A 16,837-nucleotide genomic window follows, 5' to 3' on the forward strand; every position below is an offset into this window, starting at 1 on the left:
CCGGCTCGTCAGGCGGCCTTCTGGGAGGCGGCCGCTGCGGGGTGCAGGTCTTCGAGGGTGAGCGGGTGGGCCGGGGGAGCCGGCAGGGCGATCTGATGGGTGACGTGGAGGTCGGCGCCGACGTGCAGCAGTTCGCCGGGCTCCAGCAGGCGCCAGTTCGGGTTGTCGTCCATGCGCTCGCTGGCGACGACGACGGCGGGGTGCTCGGCCAGGTGCGCCGAGTGCACGCGCATGCGGCCGTGGCTGCCGCTGTGGTCGAGGTGGCGGCTGCCGTGCTGGCCGCCCGCCGGGCGCTCCAGGACGTAGAGCTCGTGGGTGTCCGGGTAGCGCAGTGCCCACAGCTCCCGCGGGGTGACGAGGATCAGGTTCAGGGCGAAGAGGGGCAGGTTCTCGGCGACCCAGTTGGCGGCCTCTCGGATGCCCTTCGTGATGTCCCCGCCGTGCCGTCGCGTCTCCCGGGTGATCAGGGCGAAGAACCGCTCGGAGTCGGTGTCGCCGTGGACCAGTGAGCGGTCTTCGCCCAGATGCTCGTCGAGCTGTTCGAGGCCCTCGATGACCCCGTTGTGCGCGAACAGCCGGCCGTCCTGCTCGAACGGGTGGGTGTTGCGGACGTCCAGGCTGCCGGTGGAGGCGAAGCGCACGTGGGCGACGAAGGTCGCCGACTCCTCCTGCCGGGCCTCCAGGGCGAAGGCGCGGTCGCGGTAGGCCGCGATGGGGGCCTTGTCCACGTGCGGGGTGCCGTCGGCGGCGAAGAGGCCCAGGCCGGTGCCGTCGGGATCGCGGTGACTCTGCCGGCTGAGGCTGTCCGGGGCGTCGAGGAGCCAGAACGTGGCGTGCGTGCGGAGCGGGGCGCTGCTGAGACCGAAGAGACGGCACATGGGTTCCTCCAGGACAGCCGGTCGGTGGTTCCGGGGTTCGGTGTCGGCCGCGACAGGAGCGGAGTTTCGAAAGGGAGGGGGTGTATGAGGAGTGTCCCCTCAGGCTCGGCGTGAACCACGTTCCCGGCCTCGGTCGCCGCCGGAGAAAGGACAAACACCGTCGGCATTCGGTAATCAAACAGGCGATAAACGGCGTTTGGTCGCAAACCGAGACGTTACGGTCGGTCGCCGGATAGCTTCCTCATGTTGTCACACGGGGTGATCGTCTTCGCGCGATCCCGGCGAAGCTGTGTGGAGGGGCGTGAATGGATCCGGCGACGTTGGTGGTGCAGGCCCTGGTCACGGGCGCGGCGGCGGGCCTCAGCGGCGCCGCTTCCGCCACCGTGACCGACTCCTATCGAGCGCTCAAGGAAGCGCTGAGCAACCGTCTCTCCGGCCGCCCCGGCGCACTGGAGCAGATCGGCGCCCTGGAACGCCGGCCGACAGCGCCGGCCGAGGGGCTGGTCCGCGAACTCGTGGTGACGGGAGCGGTGGACACGGAGGTGATGGAGCACGCCCAGCGGCTGCTGGTCCTCCTCGCCCCGGCCGTGGCGCACCTGTCGACCGGCGGGATCGATCTCAGCCAGGCCAAGGGCGTACAGGTCGGTCACGGAACCACCCAGAACAACACGTTCCATTAGGCGGCCGTCCGCACCCCGGAGAGTCGAGAGAGCACGAAGCAGATGAAGAACAGCCGGATCAAGGGCGCCCAGGTCGGCGACGGGAACGTCCAGAACAACACGTACCTGCCACCGCAGAGAGGTGGACACCGCTCGCGCGTCCACGACTCCTCGGCGACCGTCACCGCGGGCGACCATGCCACGATCAACCAGAAGAACACCCACCTGAAGTTCTCGATCCCCGTGATCGGCCCCTTGTTTTCCCTGGCAGCCGCGCATCCCGTGGTCGCCGGCGTCGCGGCTCTCGCGGTCGTGGGAGGCGGCGGCCTCGCCACGAAGGCCGCCCTGTCCGACCCGGCGCCCTCCGTGTCGACCGCGCTGGTACGCGGCTTCCACATGGAGGACGGCGAGCAGGGCGCACCCGTCGGGTACGACTTCTCCCACACCCCGCCCTCGCGGGCGGGCACGACCACCGACGCCATCTATGTCTCGGGCGGCTATTTCAACGCCACGAACGGCAAGCTGGCCGAATGGGGCTCGCAGAATCTGCCCACGGCGTCCGACTGCCGCAACGCGGTCGCCAAGCATCCGGTCCGCCAGGCCGTGGTCACCTCGTTCGGCCTCACCTGCTACGTGGACCGCAACGGCAACCCCGGCTACATCCTGGTGACCGGCTCCGACAGCGAGTCCACGATCATCGACACCGCACATCTGCGCTGAGACCCGCCGACGCCGCCGGCGACGCGGGCCGGGATCAGCGCAGGGACACCGGGAGTGATCGGTGGCCGTTGGAGATGAAGGAGTCCACCGGCTCCAACTCCTCCTGCGACACCGCGAGTCGGAGCTCGGGGAAACGGCCGAACAGCGCCGGCAGCGCGATCCGCGCCTCCAGGCGGCCCAGCGGTGCGCCCAGGCAGAAGTGCGCGCCGTAGCCGAATGCCAGGTGCTCCTTGTCGACGCGGGTGACATCGAAGCGGTCCGCGTCATCGCCGTGCCGGCCGGGGTGGCGACCGGCGGCGGCGTACGCGGCCAGGATGGCCTCGCCCTTGCCGATCACCATTCCCTCGGGACCGCCGAACTCGGCCATCGGCAGGTCCTCCACGGCGTACCGCAGCGGCAGGCTGGCGACCGGTGCCTCGACGCGCAGGGTCTCCTCGACCACGTCGTCCCAGGAGGCGCCCCCGCCACGGACCAGGGCGAGCTGGTCGGGGTGCGTGAGCAGCGCGTGGACTGCCTTGTCGAGGAGGTTGACCGTCGTCTCGTGACCGGCGCTGACCATGAGCATCAGCGTGTCGAGCAGTTCCTGCTCGCTCAGGCTGCTGTCGCCCTCGTCGTCACGGGCCGCGATGAGTGCGGTGGTCAGGTCGTCGCCGGGCGATTCCCTTTTGAGAGCGACGAGTTCGGCGAGTACGGCGTAGAACCGGGCGTAGGTGTCGGTGACTTCCTCCGGTGTGGCGGAGGTGTGGAAGACGCCGTCCACGACCGCCCGCAGTTCGGCGCCCAATTCCTCGGGCAGGCCGAGCAGTTCGCTGATCACCCGGATCGGCAGGGGGTAGCAGAACTCCTCGCGCAGATCGACGGTTCGTCCGCCCTCGCCGGCCGACTCAACTCGGTCCAGCAGGTTCTCGGTGATCTCCTCGACCCGCGGTCGGAGCGCGGCGGTTCGGCGTGCGGTGAACGCCTTGGAGACCAGGGCGCGCAGGCGTTTGTGCTCGCCGCCGTACGCGGTGAACATGTTCTGCACGGCCACCCAGCTGAACAGGGGCCATTCCGGCGCGATTTCGCCGTTGATCCAGCGGGTCCAGTGGCGGCGCGCGTCCTTCGACACGCGGGGGTCGGTGAGCAGGCGTTTGAGCAGGCCGGGGTCGCTGACGGCCCATGCCTCGACGCCGTCGGGGAGCGCGACCGGTGTCACCGGTCCACGGTCGCGGATGCGGGCGGCCTCGCCGTGGATGTCGCCGCCGGTCGCGTCGATCACTAAAGGGTCGGTGTCGATCACCTGGGGATCGGGGTGTGCCATCGCAGCCTCCGAGGGTCGGGAACGTCACGTACGAACGGCAAGCTACTTCGCCGTGGCGTCACCGCACGAGACCGCCCGGCACGTACCGTCACGTTCCGTACCCGCGACCAGCGTGATCCGGCCGAACTCCTCATGCCCCGCGCGCCTATGCCCAGGTGGCGTCGTGAAACGCTCCGTCGGCGAGGACGGGCACCACGGCGCACACGTCGAGTTCGGTCGCGACGGCCACGTCGTCGGCGAAACCGCTTCGGGCCAGTTCGAGGCCCGAGGAGCAGGAAGCCACGGCGGCGGCGACGTCTGGAGCTTGGGTGAAGCAGGCCCGCGCGGCAGCGGCCTCGGGGGAGAGGGGGCCGGCCCCTCGCTCCCCCAGTGCGTCGATGATCGCCCCGGCGCCCAGCAGGTCCTCCAGCGCCGGCCGCAGGCTTCCGTCGGGCCACCGCTCACCCGCGGCGATGACCGCGAGGGGACGCTCCGCGGTGCCGTAACCCTGCTGCGCCAGCAGGCGGCCGACAGCCGTGGGGTTGCGCAGACAGCCCGCAACCACCGTCGAACCTGCGGCCGCGGCGGAGATGGCCGACCCGTTGGGCGAGGGCAGCACGAGTCGGGGAGTGAACGGCGCCCGCCGGAGCGCCGCCGGAGACAGCGACCACGGCGCGGCCGGGGTGGCGGCTCGTCGTCCCACGGCCAGCGCCGCCTCCTTGTCCCGGGCGAACGCGGATGCCGTCTCGTCACGCCACGCGTAGGGAAAGACCCGGGTTCCCGCCTCGACGGCGACGGTCACCGACGTCGTGAACGACAGCACGTCGACCACCACCAAGCAGGCGCTGTCGGACGCCAGTTGCCGGGCGCCGGTGGGACCCCACTCGAATCGGACCCCGTACTCCCGCTGCAGGAACCAGTCGCTCATGGCGGTCGAGTCTGGCACCGGCCTGATCGACGAGGAGGAAGACCCGGAATTCCCGCACCGCCGGTGCGGTGAGGAAACAGCGGCGAGGAAATAATCGGTTGTCTCCCGGCCGTGGCCGCGGATGCAATGTCCGGCATGATCACCCAGGTGCGCCCGCCGGACCGAACGGCGACGAGCGGGCGCTGCCGGGCCCTCGTCCTCGGCGGTGAGGTTGCACTTGGGACGACTGACCGGGAGCTGCCGACGCATGAACACACCACCCTCACCGTCCGAGGCCGAGCGGGCTGACACCTCGGCCGTCCGCATCGGGGTCCTGGTCCCGCTCAGCCGGCCCGGCTGGGTCGAGTCCGGCCGGCACCTGCTCGCCGGACTCGAACTGGCCGCCGAGGAGATCACGACGCCGGCGGCATCGGCGGGAGGCCGCTGGAGCTGGTGGTCCGCGACACCGCGGCCGACCCGCGCAAGGCCGCGACGGCCGTGGAGGAACTGGCTCACCTGGGCGTCGCCGCCCTGGCGGGGGAGTACCACAGCGTCGTCGCCCGCGCCGCCGCGGCCGGGGCCGACGCGGCCGGTCTGCCCTACCTCTGCTCCTCGGCGGTCCTCGACGCGCTCACCGAGCGGCCGACCGACTGGGTCGCGCGCCTTTCCCCGGCACAGTCCTACGGCTGGCGCACCTACGCGGACTTCCTGCTCGGGGCGGGCCACAGCCGTGTCGCCGTGGCCACCGAACCGAGCGTGTACTGGGCCTCGGGAGTCGGCATCCTCCGGGACCACCTCGCTGCACACGGCGCGACCTTGACCGAATTCGACGCGCGTACGCTCACCCCCGCCGCCCTGTGCGACGAACTCGCCGGCAACCTCGCGACCGCCCTCCTGCTGCTGGTCGGCTTCCCGGAACCGGCCGTGTCGATCGTCAGGGCCGTCCGCGACGACCCGCGCCTCGCCGAGCTCATGCTGGGCGCTCCGGCCGGGCAACCGGAGCTGGCCGAATGGGCGGCACTGCTGGGCGAGGACGGTACCGGCGTCCCCTTCCTGCGCTACCTGCCCGAGCGGCCGACCCCGCTGGGCGCCCGTGTCGAGACGGCGCTGCGCGAACGCCTGGCCGCGGCGCCCTCCTTCGTGGCCTTCGAGGGCTACGACACGGTCGTCGTCCTCGCCGAGATGCTGCGTGCGCACGGCACGGACCGGGCGCGTACGGCCGCGTCATGGCCGCGCGTCGCCGTCGACGGCACCCGCGGACGGATCCGCTTCTCCCGCATCCCCGGCATCAGCGTCTGGCAGTGGACCTGGGCGCCGGTCCAGGTCGTCGACCGCGATCCGGCGAACCCCGACCGCTTTCGCATCCTGCACACCGCCGGCTAGCCCGCGCCTCGGAGCGGGCCGGTCGCCCCACGCCTGCCGCTGTCCGCGCGCGACGGCGGAGGCGGGCGCCGAGGGTGTCGAGGGTGTGTGCGAGTCTGGGCAGCGTTGCAGACGCGTAGGGACTGGAGGATGAGGACGATGCGGGAGGCCTATCACAAGGAACTGGAGTCGATCAGCGAGGCGCTGGTGGAGATGGCGAACCTCGTCGGCTCGGCCATGGGCCGGGCCACCGGCGCCCTGCTCGACACCGATCTCCGGCTGGCGGAGAGCGTGATCGACACCGAGGGCCAGGTGGAGGAGCTGCAGCGGAATCTGGAGGAACAGGCGATCGCGGTGCTGGCGCGCCAGCAGCCGGTCGCCACGGATCTGCGCGTGGTGGTCACGTCACTGCGGATGAGCGCGGACCTGGAGCGCTGCGGCGTCCTCGCGCAGCATGTGGCCAAGCTGGCCAGGCGGCGGCACCCGCAGCACGCCGTGCCACGGGACCTGCGCCGTACGATCCTGGAGATGGGCCAGCTCGCCCAGCGCCTCATGGCCCAGGCGGCCGAGGTCCTGATCACCCAGGACGTGGACGCCGCCCTGCAGTTGGAGCGGGACGACGACCGCATGGACGAGCTGCACCGCATGATCTTCCAGCACCTGATGGACGAACGCTGGCACCACGGCGTGGAGACGGCCGTCGACGTCACCCTGGTGGGCCGCTACTACGAACGCTTCGCCGACCACGCCGTCTCCGTCGCCCGCCGGGTGGTGTACCTGGTCACCGGTGAACACGCGGACGACTACCTGCCGGAGTCTCCCGTCATCCACTGAGTCCGGCGAGCGGGCGCGCGGTGGCGGGCCGCGCCGCGCGTCACAGGGTCGCGGTCGTCTGCTCCCCGGAGGCGCTGCCCGTCAGCCACTGGTCCCACGACAGGTTGAAGTCGGCGTAGCCGTTGTCGGCCGACGCCTTGGCACGCGGGGAGCCGGTGATGGTGACCGGGTCGCCCTGCTTGACCTGGCCGTAGAACCACTTGGCGTCCGACATGGACAGGTGGACGCAGCCGTGCGAGCCGCGGGCGCTGCCGCTGCCCGGGTACGGGTCGCCGGTCGAGTAGTGCACGTACGTGCCGGACTGGGTGAGGTGGACGTCCCAGGGCAGCGTCAGGTCGTAGTAGTTGGCGCTGCCCTTGTCGCAGCTGATGCCGACACTGCAGGAGGTCATGTGGACCTTCTCCTGCTTGTCGATGACGGCCATGGTGCCGTTCCACGTCGGGTACTCGGCGCTGCCCGCGTTGATCGACAGGGTGCGCAGCAGCTTGCCGTTCCGGGTCACCTTCATGGTGTGGCCGGTGACCGAGACGTCCGCGCGCACGTCGTCGCCGATCTTGAAGGTGTGCGTGTAGCCGTGCACGCCGTAGCGCCCGTTGCCGTTGCTGACGCCCTTCAGATCGGCGTCGATCTTGACGGTCGTGCCGGAGGGCCAGTACGTCTTCGGCCGCCAGTCGGCGCGACGGTCGCCCATCCAGTGCCAGGCGCCGGCCACCGGCTGCGAGGCGCTCACCTTCAAGTGCTTCTCGACCGTGGCCCGCGCCTTCGCCGCCACCGGGTTGGTGAAGATGACCGAGATCGGCATGGCCACGCCGACCGTGTTCCCGGTCTGCGGGGTGATGGTGTCCAGCAGCATCGGTGGGCCCGCGGGCTTCGTCGGCTTGGGCGAGCTGCTCGCGCTCGCCTTGCCCGACGCCTTCCCGTCGTTCGCGCTCGCCTTGTCGCCGCCGCCCCCGCCGCAGGCACTCGCGCCCATCAGCGTCGCGACCGTGACGAGTGCGATCCCTATGCTGCCCTTGCGCCGTCCCACGCCTTGCTCCGCTCTCTCTTGCTCCCCGACCCTGACGGGCCCGCCTTCCTGTCAGACAGTGATGGACGGGGGTGCAGTTGCGTGCGGCATGCAGATCTTTAGTGATCCACGTCACTTAACACGGGCGAGACGATGTCCCCGGCATGCGCGGCGACCGCGCATCGGAGACGTCGGGGACGGACGCCACTGCTTCCGATGCGCGGTCGCCGCGTACTACGGGTGCGTTCAGGGTGCTACGGCGCGGCCGGTCTGCGGCGAGATCCGCCCCGCGCACAGGCCGCGGGCGGCGAGTCCCTGTGCGATGCGCGGGATCGCGGCGACCGTGTTGGCCGGCCAGTCGTGCATCAGGATCACCTGGCCGTTGGTCAGGCGTCCGGCGGCCGCCACGATGGCGTCCGTACTGGCGCCGTTCCAGTCCTGCGAGTCCACGTCCCAGATGATCTGGGTCAGGCCGTACTTGGCCTCCACGGCCCGGACCGTGGAGTTGGTCTCGCCGTACGGCGGCCGGAAGAGCTGGGGCGTACCGCCGCCCGCCGCCGAGATGGCCTGCTGGGTGCGCGAGATCTCGGAGTCGATCTGCGCCTGGCTCAGCGTGGTCAGGTGCGGGTGGGTGTAGCTGTGGTTGCCCACCCACATGCCGGCGGCTACCTGGGCCCTGACCTGGGCCGGGTTGGCGGCCGCGTACTGGCCCTCGTTGAACATCGTGGCCCGCAGGCCGTTCTGCTTGAGCGCGTTGAGCAGGTTGGGTGTGTTGCCGGACGGGCCGTCGTCGAAGGTGAGGCCGACATAGCCGTTGCAGCTCGCGGCCCGGGCCGGAACGGCGTGTGTGGTCTGGACGGCGAGGGTGGCCGCGGCGGCCAGCGTGACGGCCGTGAGGGCCGTCGTCACGGGGTGGTGCGAGTGCCGGGTCGCGCCGCTCATCCCGACACCGTGATGTTGGAGCTGCCGCTGCTCTGGTATCCCTCCGTCGCCAGGATCATGTAGTACTTGAAGCTGCCGAGCGGCATCCCGGCCCGGCCCCAGGCGTCGAAGTGATTGCCGGTGGTGATGGTGCCGCCCGTGCGCTTGGACTGGCGCACGCTCCAGTACTGGTTGAAGGTCTTGGTGCCTTCGACGGACGGGGCGTTGTACCGGGTCGTCTGGTAGATGTCGTAGGTGCCGCCGTCGCTGCTGACGGTGCCCTTGTACGTTCCCGTGGGCCGGTAGGTGCCCCAGTTCTCGACGATGTAGTACTCGACCAGCGGGTTGGACGTCCAGCCGTACAGCGACAGGTAGCCGTTGCCGGACGGGTTGAAGCTGCCCGAGTACGTGACGTTCCTGCGGGCGCCGGTGCTCCAGCCCTTGCCGGCGACAAAGTTGCCGGTGTTGCGCCAGCTGGTGCTGTAGTTGCCGCCGGAGTTCAGGGTCATGGAGACCGTGCCCTGGGCGTCCGTCCAGAACGAGTAGTAGAAGCCGTTGTCGGTGCCGGTCTGGTTGGTGGTGACGACGGTGGCGGCCCTGGCGGTACCGGGCAGTGCCAGCGCGGCCGCGCCGCCCAGCAGCAGGGCGCCGACGCCCCTGCGGGTGAACTCGTGCGTCATGTGCGGATCCTCCTCGTCCATAGAGGCCGGGTTGTGGTTCGGTCCGCCAGTTTTGGCCTGCACCCGTCAAGCGTCAATACTTTCGGTGATTATTTCGAAACATTCGGCATTGATTCGCTACGGTCAGATGACTTTTAGCCAAGAATCGGGATGCTGAAATTGATCAACTCGGAGGAATTGATCAATCGAATGTTTCGAACTACTTCCGGTCGGAAATCGGCGGTCCGCGCGGCTGGAAGTCCTAGCTGGGCCGGTCGTCCCCGTCTGTCCCTCTGACGTTTTCGCCGCGCTGGTGGCCGCGTCGCGCGTCGCGGTCGAAGATGCCCAGGATCTCGCACGGTCCGCCCTCGGCGCCGATGGCGTGCGGCAGCATGGTCGGGAATTCGGCGGCCTGGTTGGTCTCGATCCGAAGGCGACGGTTGCCCAGCAGCAGGATCGCGGTCCCGGACAGCACGACGAGCCATTCGCGGCCGGGGTGCGCGCGCATGCGTGAGGGACTGTCCGGCGGGGGGTCGGTCATGCGCTGACGCACGACGGTCATCCCGGGATCGGCCTTGATCGGCCAGCGCATCAGGGAGTGGGTGGCGTCGATCACCGGGCTCGACACGACGTCGTCCGAGGCCGTCTCGACCAGCTGGTCGAGCGAGGTGTCCAGGGCGCGGGCCAGGGTGACCAACTGGTCCAGCGCCAGGCGGCGTCGGCCGTTCTCGATACGGCTGAGAGTGGACTGACTGACGTTGGCCCGAATGGCCAGCTCCTCCAGGGACCAGCCCTGCGCCACCCGCAGGGCGCGGATCCGTTTGCGTACGAGGCTGTCCAGCTCGCCATCTTCTTGCGTCATGCGCAACATCGTATGCCTACTGCGCAAGGCGTGCCTACGGTCGTCCCCGAGCCTGTGTCCGGGTCTCCTCCCGCGCCCGGACCAGCGCCGATCTCCGTACGCCCTATTCACGAGGTATCCATGAACCCGATCCAGTCCCCGGCGACCGCACCGGATGCGAGACAGCGCCGCACGATCCTGATCGCCGTGTGCGTCGCGCTGATGGCCGTCGTCGCCTCGGTCTCGGGACTCAACGTCGCCCAGCCGGCTCTCGCCGTCGACCTCGGGGCCTCGCAGAGCACCGTCCTGTGGATCATCAACATCTACACCCTGACTCTGGCCGCGCTTCTCCTGCCGCTCGGTGCCCTCGGCGACCGTCTGGGGCGCAAGCCCGTGCTCGTGACCGGTCTGATCCTCTTCGGTCTCGCCGCAGCCGTCGCCGGGCTGGCCCCGTCCGCCGGCGTCATGCTCGCCGCGCGGCTGGTCAGCGGTGTCGGCGCGGCGATGATCATGCCGATCACCCTTGCCGTCATCACGTCCACGTTCCCCGAGGAGGAACGCGGCCGGGCGATCGGTGTGTGGACCGGCGTCGCCGGAGGGGGCGGCATCGTGGGCATGTTCCTCTCCGCCGCTCTGGTCGACGTGGCGAACTGGCGTCGGCTGTTCGTCCTGCCCGTCGTCCTCGTCGTCGTGGCTCTCGCCATGGCTCTGCGGTCCGTTCCCAACTCCCGTGAGGCGACCCCGCACTCCTTCGACACCACCGGCGCGCTGACCTCCGTCGTCGCCGTGGTCGGACTCATCTTCTGCCTGCAGGAAGGGCCCGAGCGGGGCTGGAGCGCGCCCGCGACCCTGCTCGGCCTCGGCGTCGGCGCCTTCGCCACCCTCGCCTTCGTGATCCGGGAACTGCGACGCGGTGGTGCCGCGCTCCTTGACGTACGTCTGTTCCGTGAGCGCCGACTGGCCGGTGGCTCGATCACGCTGCTGGCAGTCTTCGGGGTACAGGCAGGGATCTTCGTCGTCCTCTTCCCCTTCTTCCAGGAGGTGTTGGGCTGGTCCGGGCTGCTGTCCACCGTGGCGCTGATGCCCATGGCCGTACTCATGATGGCGACGTCCGGCCTCGCCCCTCGGCTGGCCGAGCGGATCGGCGCCAGGGCGACCATGGCCTGCGGTATCGCCCTGGCCGGCGCCGGTCTCGCCCTGATGGCGGCCGTCGTCTCCGTGGACGGCGGCTACCTCTCTGTTCTGCCCGGCATGCTGGCCATGGGCGCCGGCATGGGGCTGTCGATGACACCCTCCACGGAGGCCATCACCAGCGCGCTGCCCTCTGAGCGCCAAGGCGTGGCGTCCGCGCTCAACGACGTGACCCGCGAACTCGGCACCGCACTCGGTGTCGCCGTGCTCGGCGCACTGCTGTCCGCCGGATACCGAAGCGCCATCGACACCCGGCTGGACAACGTGCCCGACGACACCGCCGCCACCGCCCGCGAGGGGATCGCCAACGCCGTCGACGTCTCCCGCACGGCAGGCCCCCACGCCCAGGGCCTGGTCCGTGCCGCGCGGGAATCCTTCGTCGACGGATGGCAGCGGGCCATGTGGGTCGGCGTCGCGGTCATGGGCGCCCTGTTGCTGTACATCCTCGCGCGGGGCCCGCAACGGCCGGTCCCCGCAGCCGAGGACGAGGCGGAACCGGCGGGAACCACCGCCGCCTGAGCAGGAGTTGCGGTGCGGGCCCGGCGGTCGGCCCGGGCCCGCCGACCGTTGCCCGGCCGAATCGGTAACCACGTGAACTGGACTCGTTGCCATGGCAGTTGGTGGGCGCGGTGAGGCAACCAACCCGCCCTCGTAGCACTGTTCACATATGGCACACAGATTCTGCCGCGCCTCACCATCCGCCAGATGCCGTCAGGCACTTGTGAACGAGGAATCGATGACCACGTACCACAGAAGCACGTTAGGTCGTTCGGCGATCGTCACCGCCGCGACGCTCACCATGGCCGCCACCGCGGCCGGAGTCGCTCCCACCGCCGGAGCGGCGACACCCGTCGCCCCGAAACTCAAACTGATCGCCGCGTCCAAGTCCGTGACCCTCGAACGGTGGCGAGGGGACCCGGGCGTCTACCTGGACCTGGGGACCTACATCACCGTCGACAAGGCGGCCCTGGAGTTCAGGGTCACCCGCAAGTCCTACAACGACCCCGTCGTCGCCCAGCAGATCACCCGCAGCGGCGGTACGACACACGCCAAGACCCTTCCGGCCGGCATGGTCAAGGACTTCACGGGCCTGCCCGGGTTCCTCGACGTCACGCTCACCGACGCCGCGGGCAAGCAGGTGCTGAGCACGAAGCAGGCCTTCTGCCCGAACGACCGGGCCGGACGCATCCGCCCGGACGCCCCGGCGACCTCCCGCTACCCCGGCGGCTGCTCGGACAACCCCTTCACCCTCGGCGGGGTGTGGGGGACCGAGCAGGGCTGGGCGTCCGGTGTCAGCCAGGGCTGGAGCAGCGGGCCCGCGGACCTCGCCGCAGGTGAGTACACGGCGACGGTGCGCGTGGCCAAGAAGTACCGCGACTTCTTCGGCATGGCGGACCAACCGCAGACGATCAAGGTGACCGTGCAGGACGCCGGCGACGGCGGCGCAGGCGTGGCCCCGCGCACCCGCGCCGCCGACGGCGAGGTGAAGGGGAAGTCCTCCACGGGCGCGGCCTCCCATGTGCTGAAGCCCAACAAGCACGGGCCGACCGGCGCCCGCACCGACGCGGCCTCCCTGCCCAAGCCCGACCTGCGGGCCCTGCCGGCGTACGGCATCTCCATCAACGACGGCTCCGACGGCGGCGTGGGCGCGGCCGCGGGCAAGGACTACCTCGCTTTCGGCGCCACGGTGTGGAACGGCGGCCCCTCCCCGCTGGTCGTCGACGGCTTCCGCAAGCCCGGCGCCGACACGATGGACGCCTACCAGTACTTCTACGACACCAACGGCAAGCAGGTCGGGTACACGCCCACCGGCAGCATGGAATGGGACCCCAGGGAGGGCCACCAGCACTGGCACTTCCACGACTTCGCCAGCTACCGGCTGCTGGGCGCGGACAAGAAGGAGATCGTCCGCAGCGGCAAGGAGGCGTTCTGCCTGGCCAACACCGACGCCATCGACTACACGGTGAAGAACGCCAACTGGCACCCGTACAACACCGACCTCGCCACCGCGTGCGGTGAGGAGAACTCGGTGTCCGTGCGGGAGGTCCTGGACGTCGGCAACGGCGACACCTACAGCCAGATCCGTCCCGGCCAGTCGTTCGACGTCACCGGCCTGCCGAACGGCACGTACTACATCCAGGTCATCGCCAACCCGGACCACCGGCTCAAGGAGACCAGCACCACGAACAACGTCTCCCTGCGCAAGGTCGTCCTGGGCGGCACGACCGGCGCCCGCACGGTGACCGTGCCGGCCTACGGTCTGGTCGACGCGCCCTGATCCGACGGGCGCACCCGGGTCGGGCGGTCCAGCGGGGCCGCCCGACCTTCCGGACGGTATCGGGCCCGGCGAACGGGACGGTCAGTTCGCCTTTGTGCCGGTCCCCGTCTGCTGGGACACCTTGGCGGTGACGTCGACGGTCTGGCCGGCCGGGGGAGCGGTGACGTGCACGGCGGTGCCGAAGTCGCTGAAGTTCATGACGACCTTCGCGTGGGCCTGGCGGGGGAAGGCACTGGAGCCTGACGTCCGCGCGGAGTTCTTGACCGTCATCTGGATCTGCTGGCGACGGGTGCGCCCGTCCTTGTCGATCCAGAGGTCCACGGGCACGCTGTCCCCGAGTCGTTCGCGGAGCCTACGCTCCTGCGCCGAGTCGCCCTTGGCCAGCTTGGAGAGATCGAGGCCGACGCGGTAGTGCGTGGTGGACACGCCGTTCACCGTCTCCTCGCCCAGCTTGCGCACCTCCTTCTCGGAAAGGGACTTGGTGAAGGCGAAGGAGTCGGCCGGGTCGCTCATCGCGGCGCCACCGCCGCTCCGCGAGGTGTCGAGCCGGCGCAGGTCGACCTTCATCCAGCTCTTGCCCTTGGGGAGTTGCCCGCCGGTCGCCGGAGGCTTCTCGTACAGGACGCGGTCGACGACGCGCTGTTCGAGCTGCCGGCTGCCCTGGCCCATCCGCATGCGACTCGTGCCGTTGCGGAGATCGAGCACGCCCGAACCGGTGATCGTCTCGTTGTCGGAGCCGGCGGAGACGGTGGTCGCCAGCGTGATACGAGCGGTCTTCGCCTGCGTGGTCTTCGCGTTGGTCGCCTGCACGACCCGCGCCGGCGACTGCTGTGTACTGCCCTTCGAGGCAGGTTCTTCAGCGCCGCTCGCAGCTTTCCCGCCGTCGTTGCCGCATCCCGCCAGCAGTGCGACGGACACAAGGGTGGAGGTGCCCCACACGGTCAGACGGGATGCGGGTAAGGACCGCTTCATTCGGCTCAACTCCTGATCGAGGCATCGGTGTTGTTCCTTCGGCCCTCCGGTACCAGGACCGGCATGGACGAAACCCCGGCCGAGGGGCCGGGGTGACGCGGGCAGCGAAGGCGGTGCTACGGCAGCGGTGTTCCGCCGGTGGCATTGACGATCTCGGCGGTGATGAAGGACGCCTCCTGGGAGGCGAGGAACACATAGGCCGGGGCCATCTCCGCCGGCTGCGCCGGGCGGCCGATCGGGGACTGCTTGCCGAACTCCGCGGTGTCCGGCATCGTCGCCGGGATCAGGGGAGTCCAGACCGGGCCCGGGGCCACCGCGTTGACGCGGATGCCACGGTCGATCAGCATCTGGGCCAGTCCCTGGGTGAAGGTGACGATCGCGCCCTTGGTCATGGCGTAGTCCAGCAGATGCGGGCTGGGCTTGTACGCCTGCACGGACGTGGAGTTGATGACGCTGCCGCCCTCCGGAATGTGTGGCACCGCGAACTTCGTCAGCCAGAACATGCCGTAGAGATTGGTGCGCAGCACCCGGTCGAACTGCTCGGTGGAGATGGCCTCGATGCCGTCCGGCTGAGACATCTGGTAGGCCGCGTTGTTCACCAGGACGTCGATGCGGCCGAACTCGCCCACCGCCTGGTCAACGAGAGCCCGGCAGTTGTCCTCCTCGCGGATGTCGCAGGCGACCGGCAGGGCGCGCTGCCCGGCCTCCTCGACCAACCGTGCCGTCTCCCGGGCCTCGTCCTTCTCATCCTCCAGATAGGTGAAGAGGACGTCGGCGCCCTCGCGGGCGAAGGCCAGACACACCGCGCGGCCGATTCCGGAGTCCCCGCCCGTGACCACGGCCTTGCGGTCCGCCAGGCGGCCGCTGCCCCGGTAGGACTCCTCCCCGTGGTCCGGAGGCGGGTCCATCGGTCCGGTCCAGCCGGGATGCGGCTGGTCCTGGGAGGGGAAGTCGGGCTGCGGGTGCTGATGCGTGGGGTGCTGCGGCTCGGCCACGGTTCGTCCTCCTCATGTGCCGCCGCGACGCCGATAGGACGCCCGGCGTGAATCCCGTTCTGCGGTCCGCCCAAGTACCCGGACCGGCGCGGACCACACCGGAGATCGCCGAGCGTCCAGGGCCGTCCGGTTCGCCACGCGCCACGTCTCGTACGACGCCCGACGACCGGCCGGGACCGGCTAGTCGGCGTCGCTGACGGCCCGGACGGGCCTCTCGTGGTTCTCGTCGCCCCGCATGGGCAGCTTCAGCTGCCCGCCTTCGCGGTGGGCCCAGATGTCGCGAAGGATGACCTGGATCATTCCGGCGACGGGAATGGCGAGCAGGGCTCCGAGGATTCCCGCGATCTCGACGGCCAGCAGAATCGCGACAAGAACGGTGAGCGGATTGAGTTTCACCGTCCGGGACAGAATGACCGGCTGCAGGAGATGGTTTTCGACCTGCTGGTAGACGACGAAGAAGATGATGGCGGCGATGCCGGCGGGCAGGGAATGGATGAATGCCGCGAGCGAGGCGACGACGGCGCCCAGCGTGGCCCCCACGAGGGGAATGAGGTCGGCGATGGCGACGAAGAGGGCGAGCAGTCCGGCGAACGGCACTCCGGCGATGAGCAGCATCACATAGGTCAGGACACCGCAGATGACGCTGATCAGCAGGTTCCCGGTCAGGTAGCCGTTGACGGTGCGGGCGCACTCGGCGCCCACACGGCGGATGCGCGCGCCGCGGCTCTCGTCGGTCAGGGCGAGCACACCCTGGACGACCTTGGGCCCTTCGAGGACCATCAGATACGCCAGGACGAAGATGGTGACGGCGCCTGCCACGGTGGTCGCCGCGCTGCGGACGAACGCCAGGGCGGGTGTGCCCAGCCCGGTGGCGAAGGTGCGGATCTGGCCGCGGTGCTGCTGGGCGTAGCGCAGGGCACGGGTGCGCTCCAGCAGGTCCCCGACCGGGCCGCGACCGGCGCGGGCGTCCTCGACGAGCTGCGGCAGCCGGCCGGCGAGCCGGCTGCCCTCCTGGGCCAGCGGGGTGACGAAGAGCGCCACCAGGCCGACGACGAGCACGAACGTGAGCAGGAAGACCAGCAACGTGGCCACCGCACGCCGGCAGCGCGGGACCCGCCGCTCCAGCGCGTCGACCGCCGGGTACAGGGCCACGGCGAAGAACAGCGCGATCACGATCCACACCAGGACCTGGCGGGTCTGCACCACCAGTTGCAGTGCGACGTAGGCAGCGAGCACCAGACCGATGGCGGCGAGAATGGTGCGTACCGGAACGGGACGCGTTTCCATGGCCAATGGGTGCCCGGCACTCGGTGCGGGAAACGGCCGGTGCCGTAG

At 70.1% G+C, this 16,837-nt stretch carries 15 protein-coding genes and 1 pseudogene; 6 read left to right on the top strand and 10 right to left on the bottom strand.

Annotation, left to right across the window (positions count from 1 at the left end):
• Positions 1-8 precede the first annotated feature (8 nt).
• On the bottom strand, positions 9-878 hold the full coding sequence (locus tag ACIGDI_RS38780) for a class II glutamine amidotransferase (RefSeq protein WP_399906899.1): 870 nt from the start codon (positions 876-878) through the stop codon (positions 9-11).
• Between the two features lie 305 nt (positions 879-1,183).
• Here ACIGDI_RS38780 and ACIGDI_RS38785 point away from each other — a divergent pair, with 305 nt between their 5' ends.
• Positions 1,184-1,558 carry a hypothetical protein gene (locus ACIGDI_RS38785; protein WP_399906901.1) on the top strand — a complete coding sequence of 125 codons (375 nt, stop codon included), beginning with the start codon at positions 1,184-1,186 and terminating at the stop codon, positions 1,556-1,558.
• Between the two features lie 42 nt (positions 1,559-1,600).
• Positions 1,601-2,257 carry a hypothetical protein gene (locus tag ACIGDI_RS38790; protein WP_399906903.1) on the top strand — a complete coding sequence of 219 codons (657 nt, stop codon included), beginning with the start codon at positions 1,601-1,603 and terminating at the stop codon, positions 2,255-2,257.
• A 34-nt stretch (positions 2,258-2,291) separates the two neighbouring features.
• Here the strand turns inward: ACIGDI_RS38790 and ACIGDI_RS38795 are convergent, their stop codons facing one another.
• Both ACIGDI_RS38795 and ACIGDI_RS38800 read right to left on the bottom strand, forming a co-directional pair.
• Complete coding sequence (locus tag ACIGDI_RS38795; protein ID WP_399906905.1) at positions 2,292-3,557, bottom strand: cytochrome P450; 1,266 nt, start codon at positions 3,555-3,557, stop codon at positions 2,292-2,294.
• A gap of 145 nt (positions 3,558-3,702) precedes the next feature.
• Positions 3,703-4,464: a 2-phosphosulfolactate phosphatase gene (locus ACIGDI_RS38800; protein ID WP_399906907.1), complete on the bottom strand. Its 762-nt coding sequence runs from the start codon at positions 4,462-4,464 to the stop codon at positions 3,703-3,705.
• 247 nt (positions 4,465-4,711) lie between these two features.
• Here ACIGDI_RS38800 and ACIGDI_RS38805 point away from each other — a divergent pair.
• Positions 4,712-5,826: pseudogene (locus ACIGDI_RS38805) on the top strand (ABC transporter substrate-binding protein).
• A gap of 138 nt (positions 5,827-5,964) precedes the next feature.
• Positions 5,965-6,639 carry a phosphate signaling complex protein PhoU gene (gene phoU, locus ACIGDI_RS38810; protein ID WP_399906908.1) on the top strand — a complete coding sequence of 225 codons (675 nt, stop codon included), beginning with the start codon at positions 5,965-5,967 and terminating at the stop codon, positions 6,637-6,639.
• Positions 6,640-6,679: 40 nt separating this feature from the next.
• On the opposite strand, the gene ACIGDI_RS38815 is transcribed toward phoU, so the two are convergent.
• From ACIGDI_RS38815 to ACIGDI_RS38830, 4 genes are all read right to left on the bottom strand, one after another.
• On the bottom strand, positions 6,680-7,612 hold the full coding sequence (locus tag ACIGDI_RS38815; protein ID WP_399907102.1) for an Ig-like domain-containing protein: 933 nt from the start codon (positions 7,610-7,612) through the stop codon (positions 6,680-6,682).
• Positions 7,613-7,891: 279 nt separating this feature from the next.
• A complete protein-coding gene (locus ACIGDI_RS38820; protein WP_399906910.1) occupies positions 7,892-8,587 on the bottom strand; it encodes a polysaccharide deacetylase family protein in 696 nt (231 codons plus the stop codon).
• Complete coding sequence (locus ACIGDI_RS38825) at positions 8,584-9,246, bottom strand: glycoside hydrolase family 11 protein (RefSeq protein WP_272178943.1); 663 nt, start codon at positions 9,244-9,246, stop codon at positions 8,584-8,586. Before ACIGDI_RS38825 ends, ACIGDI_RS38820 begins: the two co-directional genes overlap by 4 nt.
• Before the next feature lie 241 nt (positions 9,247-9,487).
• Positions 9,488-10,087 carry a helix-turn-helix domain-containing protein gene (locus ACIGDI_RS38830; protein WP_399906912.1) on the bottom strand — a complete coding sequence of 200 codons (600 nt, stop codon included), beginning with the start codon at positions 10,085-10,087 and terminating at the stop codon, positions 9,488-9,490.
• A 120-nt stretch (positions 10,088-10,207) separates the two neighbouring features.
• Between ACIGDI_RS38830 and ACIGDI_RS38835 the strand changes: the two genes are divergently transcribed.
• Positions 10,208-11,776 carry an MFS transporter gene (locus ACIGDI_RS38835; protein ID WP_399906914.1) on the top strand — a complete coding sequence of 523 codons (1,569 nt, stop codon included), beginning with the start codon at positions 10,208-10,210 and terminating at the stop codon, positions 11,774-11,776.
• A 217-nt stretch (positions 11,777-11,993) separates the two neighbouring features.
• The gene (locus ACIGDI_RS38840; RefSeq protein WP_399906916.1) at positions 11,994-13,535 is read left to right on the top strand and encodes a lysyl oxidase family protein; all 1,542 of its coding nucleotides are present in this window, start codon (positions 11,994-11,996) and stop codon (positions 13,533-13,535) included.
• An 81-nt stretch (positions 13,536-13,616) separates the two neighbouring features.
• Here ACIGDI_RS38840 and ACIGDI_RS38845 read toward each other — a convergent pair whose 3' ends face one another.
• From ACIGDI_RS38845 to ACIGDI_RS38855, 3 genes are all read right to left on the bottom strand, one after another.
• Positions 13,617-14,507, bottom strand: a complete 891-nt coding sequence (locus ACIGDI_RS38845; protein WP_399906919.1) for a hypothetical protein — start codon at positions 14,505-14,507, stop codon at positions 13,617-13,619.
• 116 nt (positions 14,508-14,623) lie between these two features.
• On the bottom strand, positions 14,624-15,502 hold the full coding sequence (locus ACIGDI_RS38850) for an SDR family oxidoreductase (RefSeq protein WP_399906921.1): 879 nt from the start codon (positions 15,500-15,502) through the stop codon (positions 14,624-14,626).
• A gap of 180 nt (positions 15,503-15,682) precedes the next feature.
• Positions 15,683-16,789, bottom strand: a complete 1,107-nt coding sequence (locus tag ACIGDI_RS38855) for an AI-2E family transporter (RefSeq protein WP_399906923.1) — start codon at positions 16,787-16,789, stop codon at positions 15,683-15,685.
• Between the last annotated feature and the right edge of the window lie 48 nt (positions 16,790-16,837).

The organism is Streptomyces sp. NPDC085900, assembly GCF_044540925.1.
GTDB lineage: Bacteria > Actinomycetota > Actinomycetes > Streptomycetales > Streptomycetaceae > Streptomyces > Streptomyces gilvifuscus.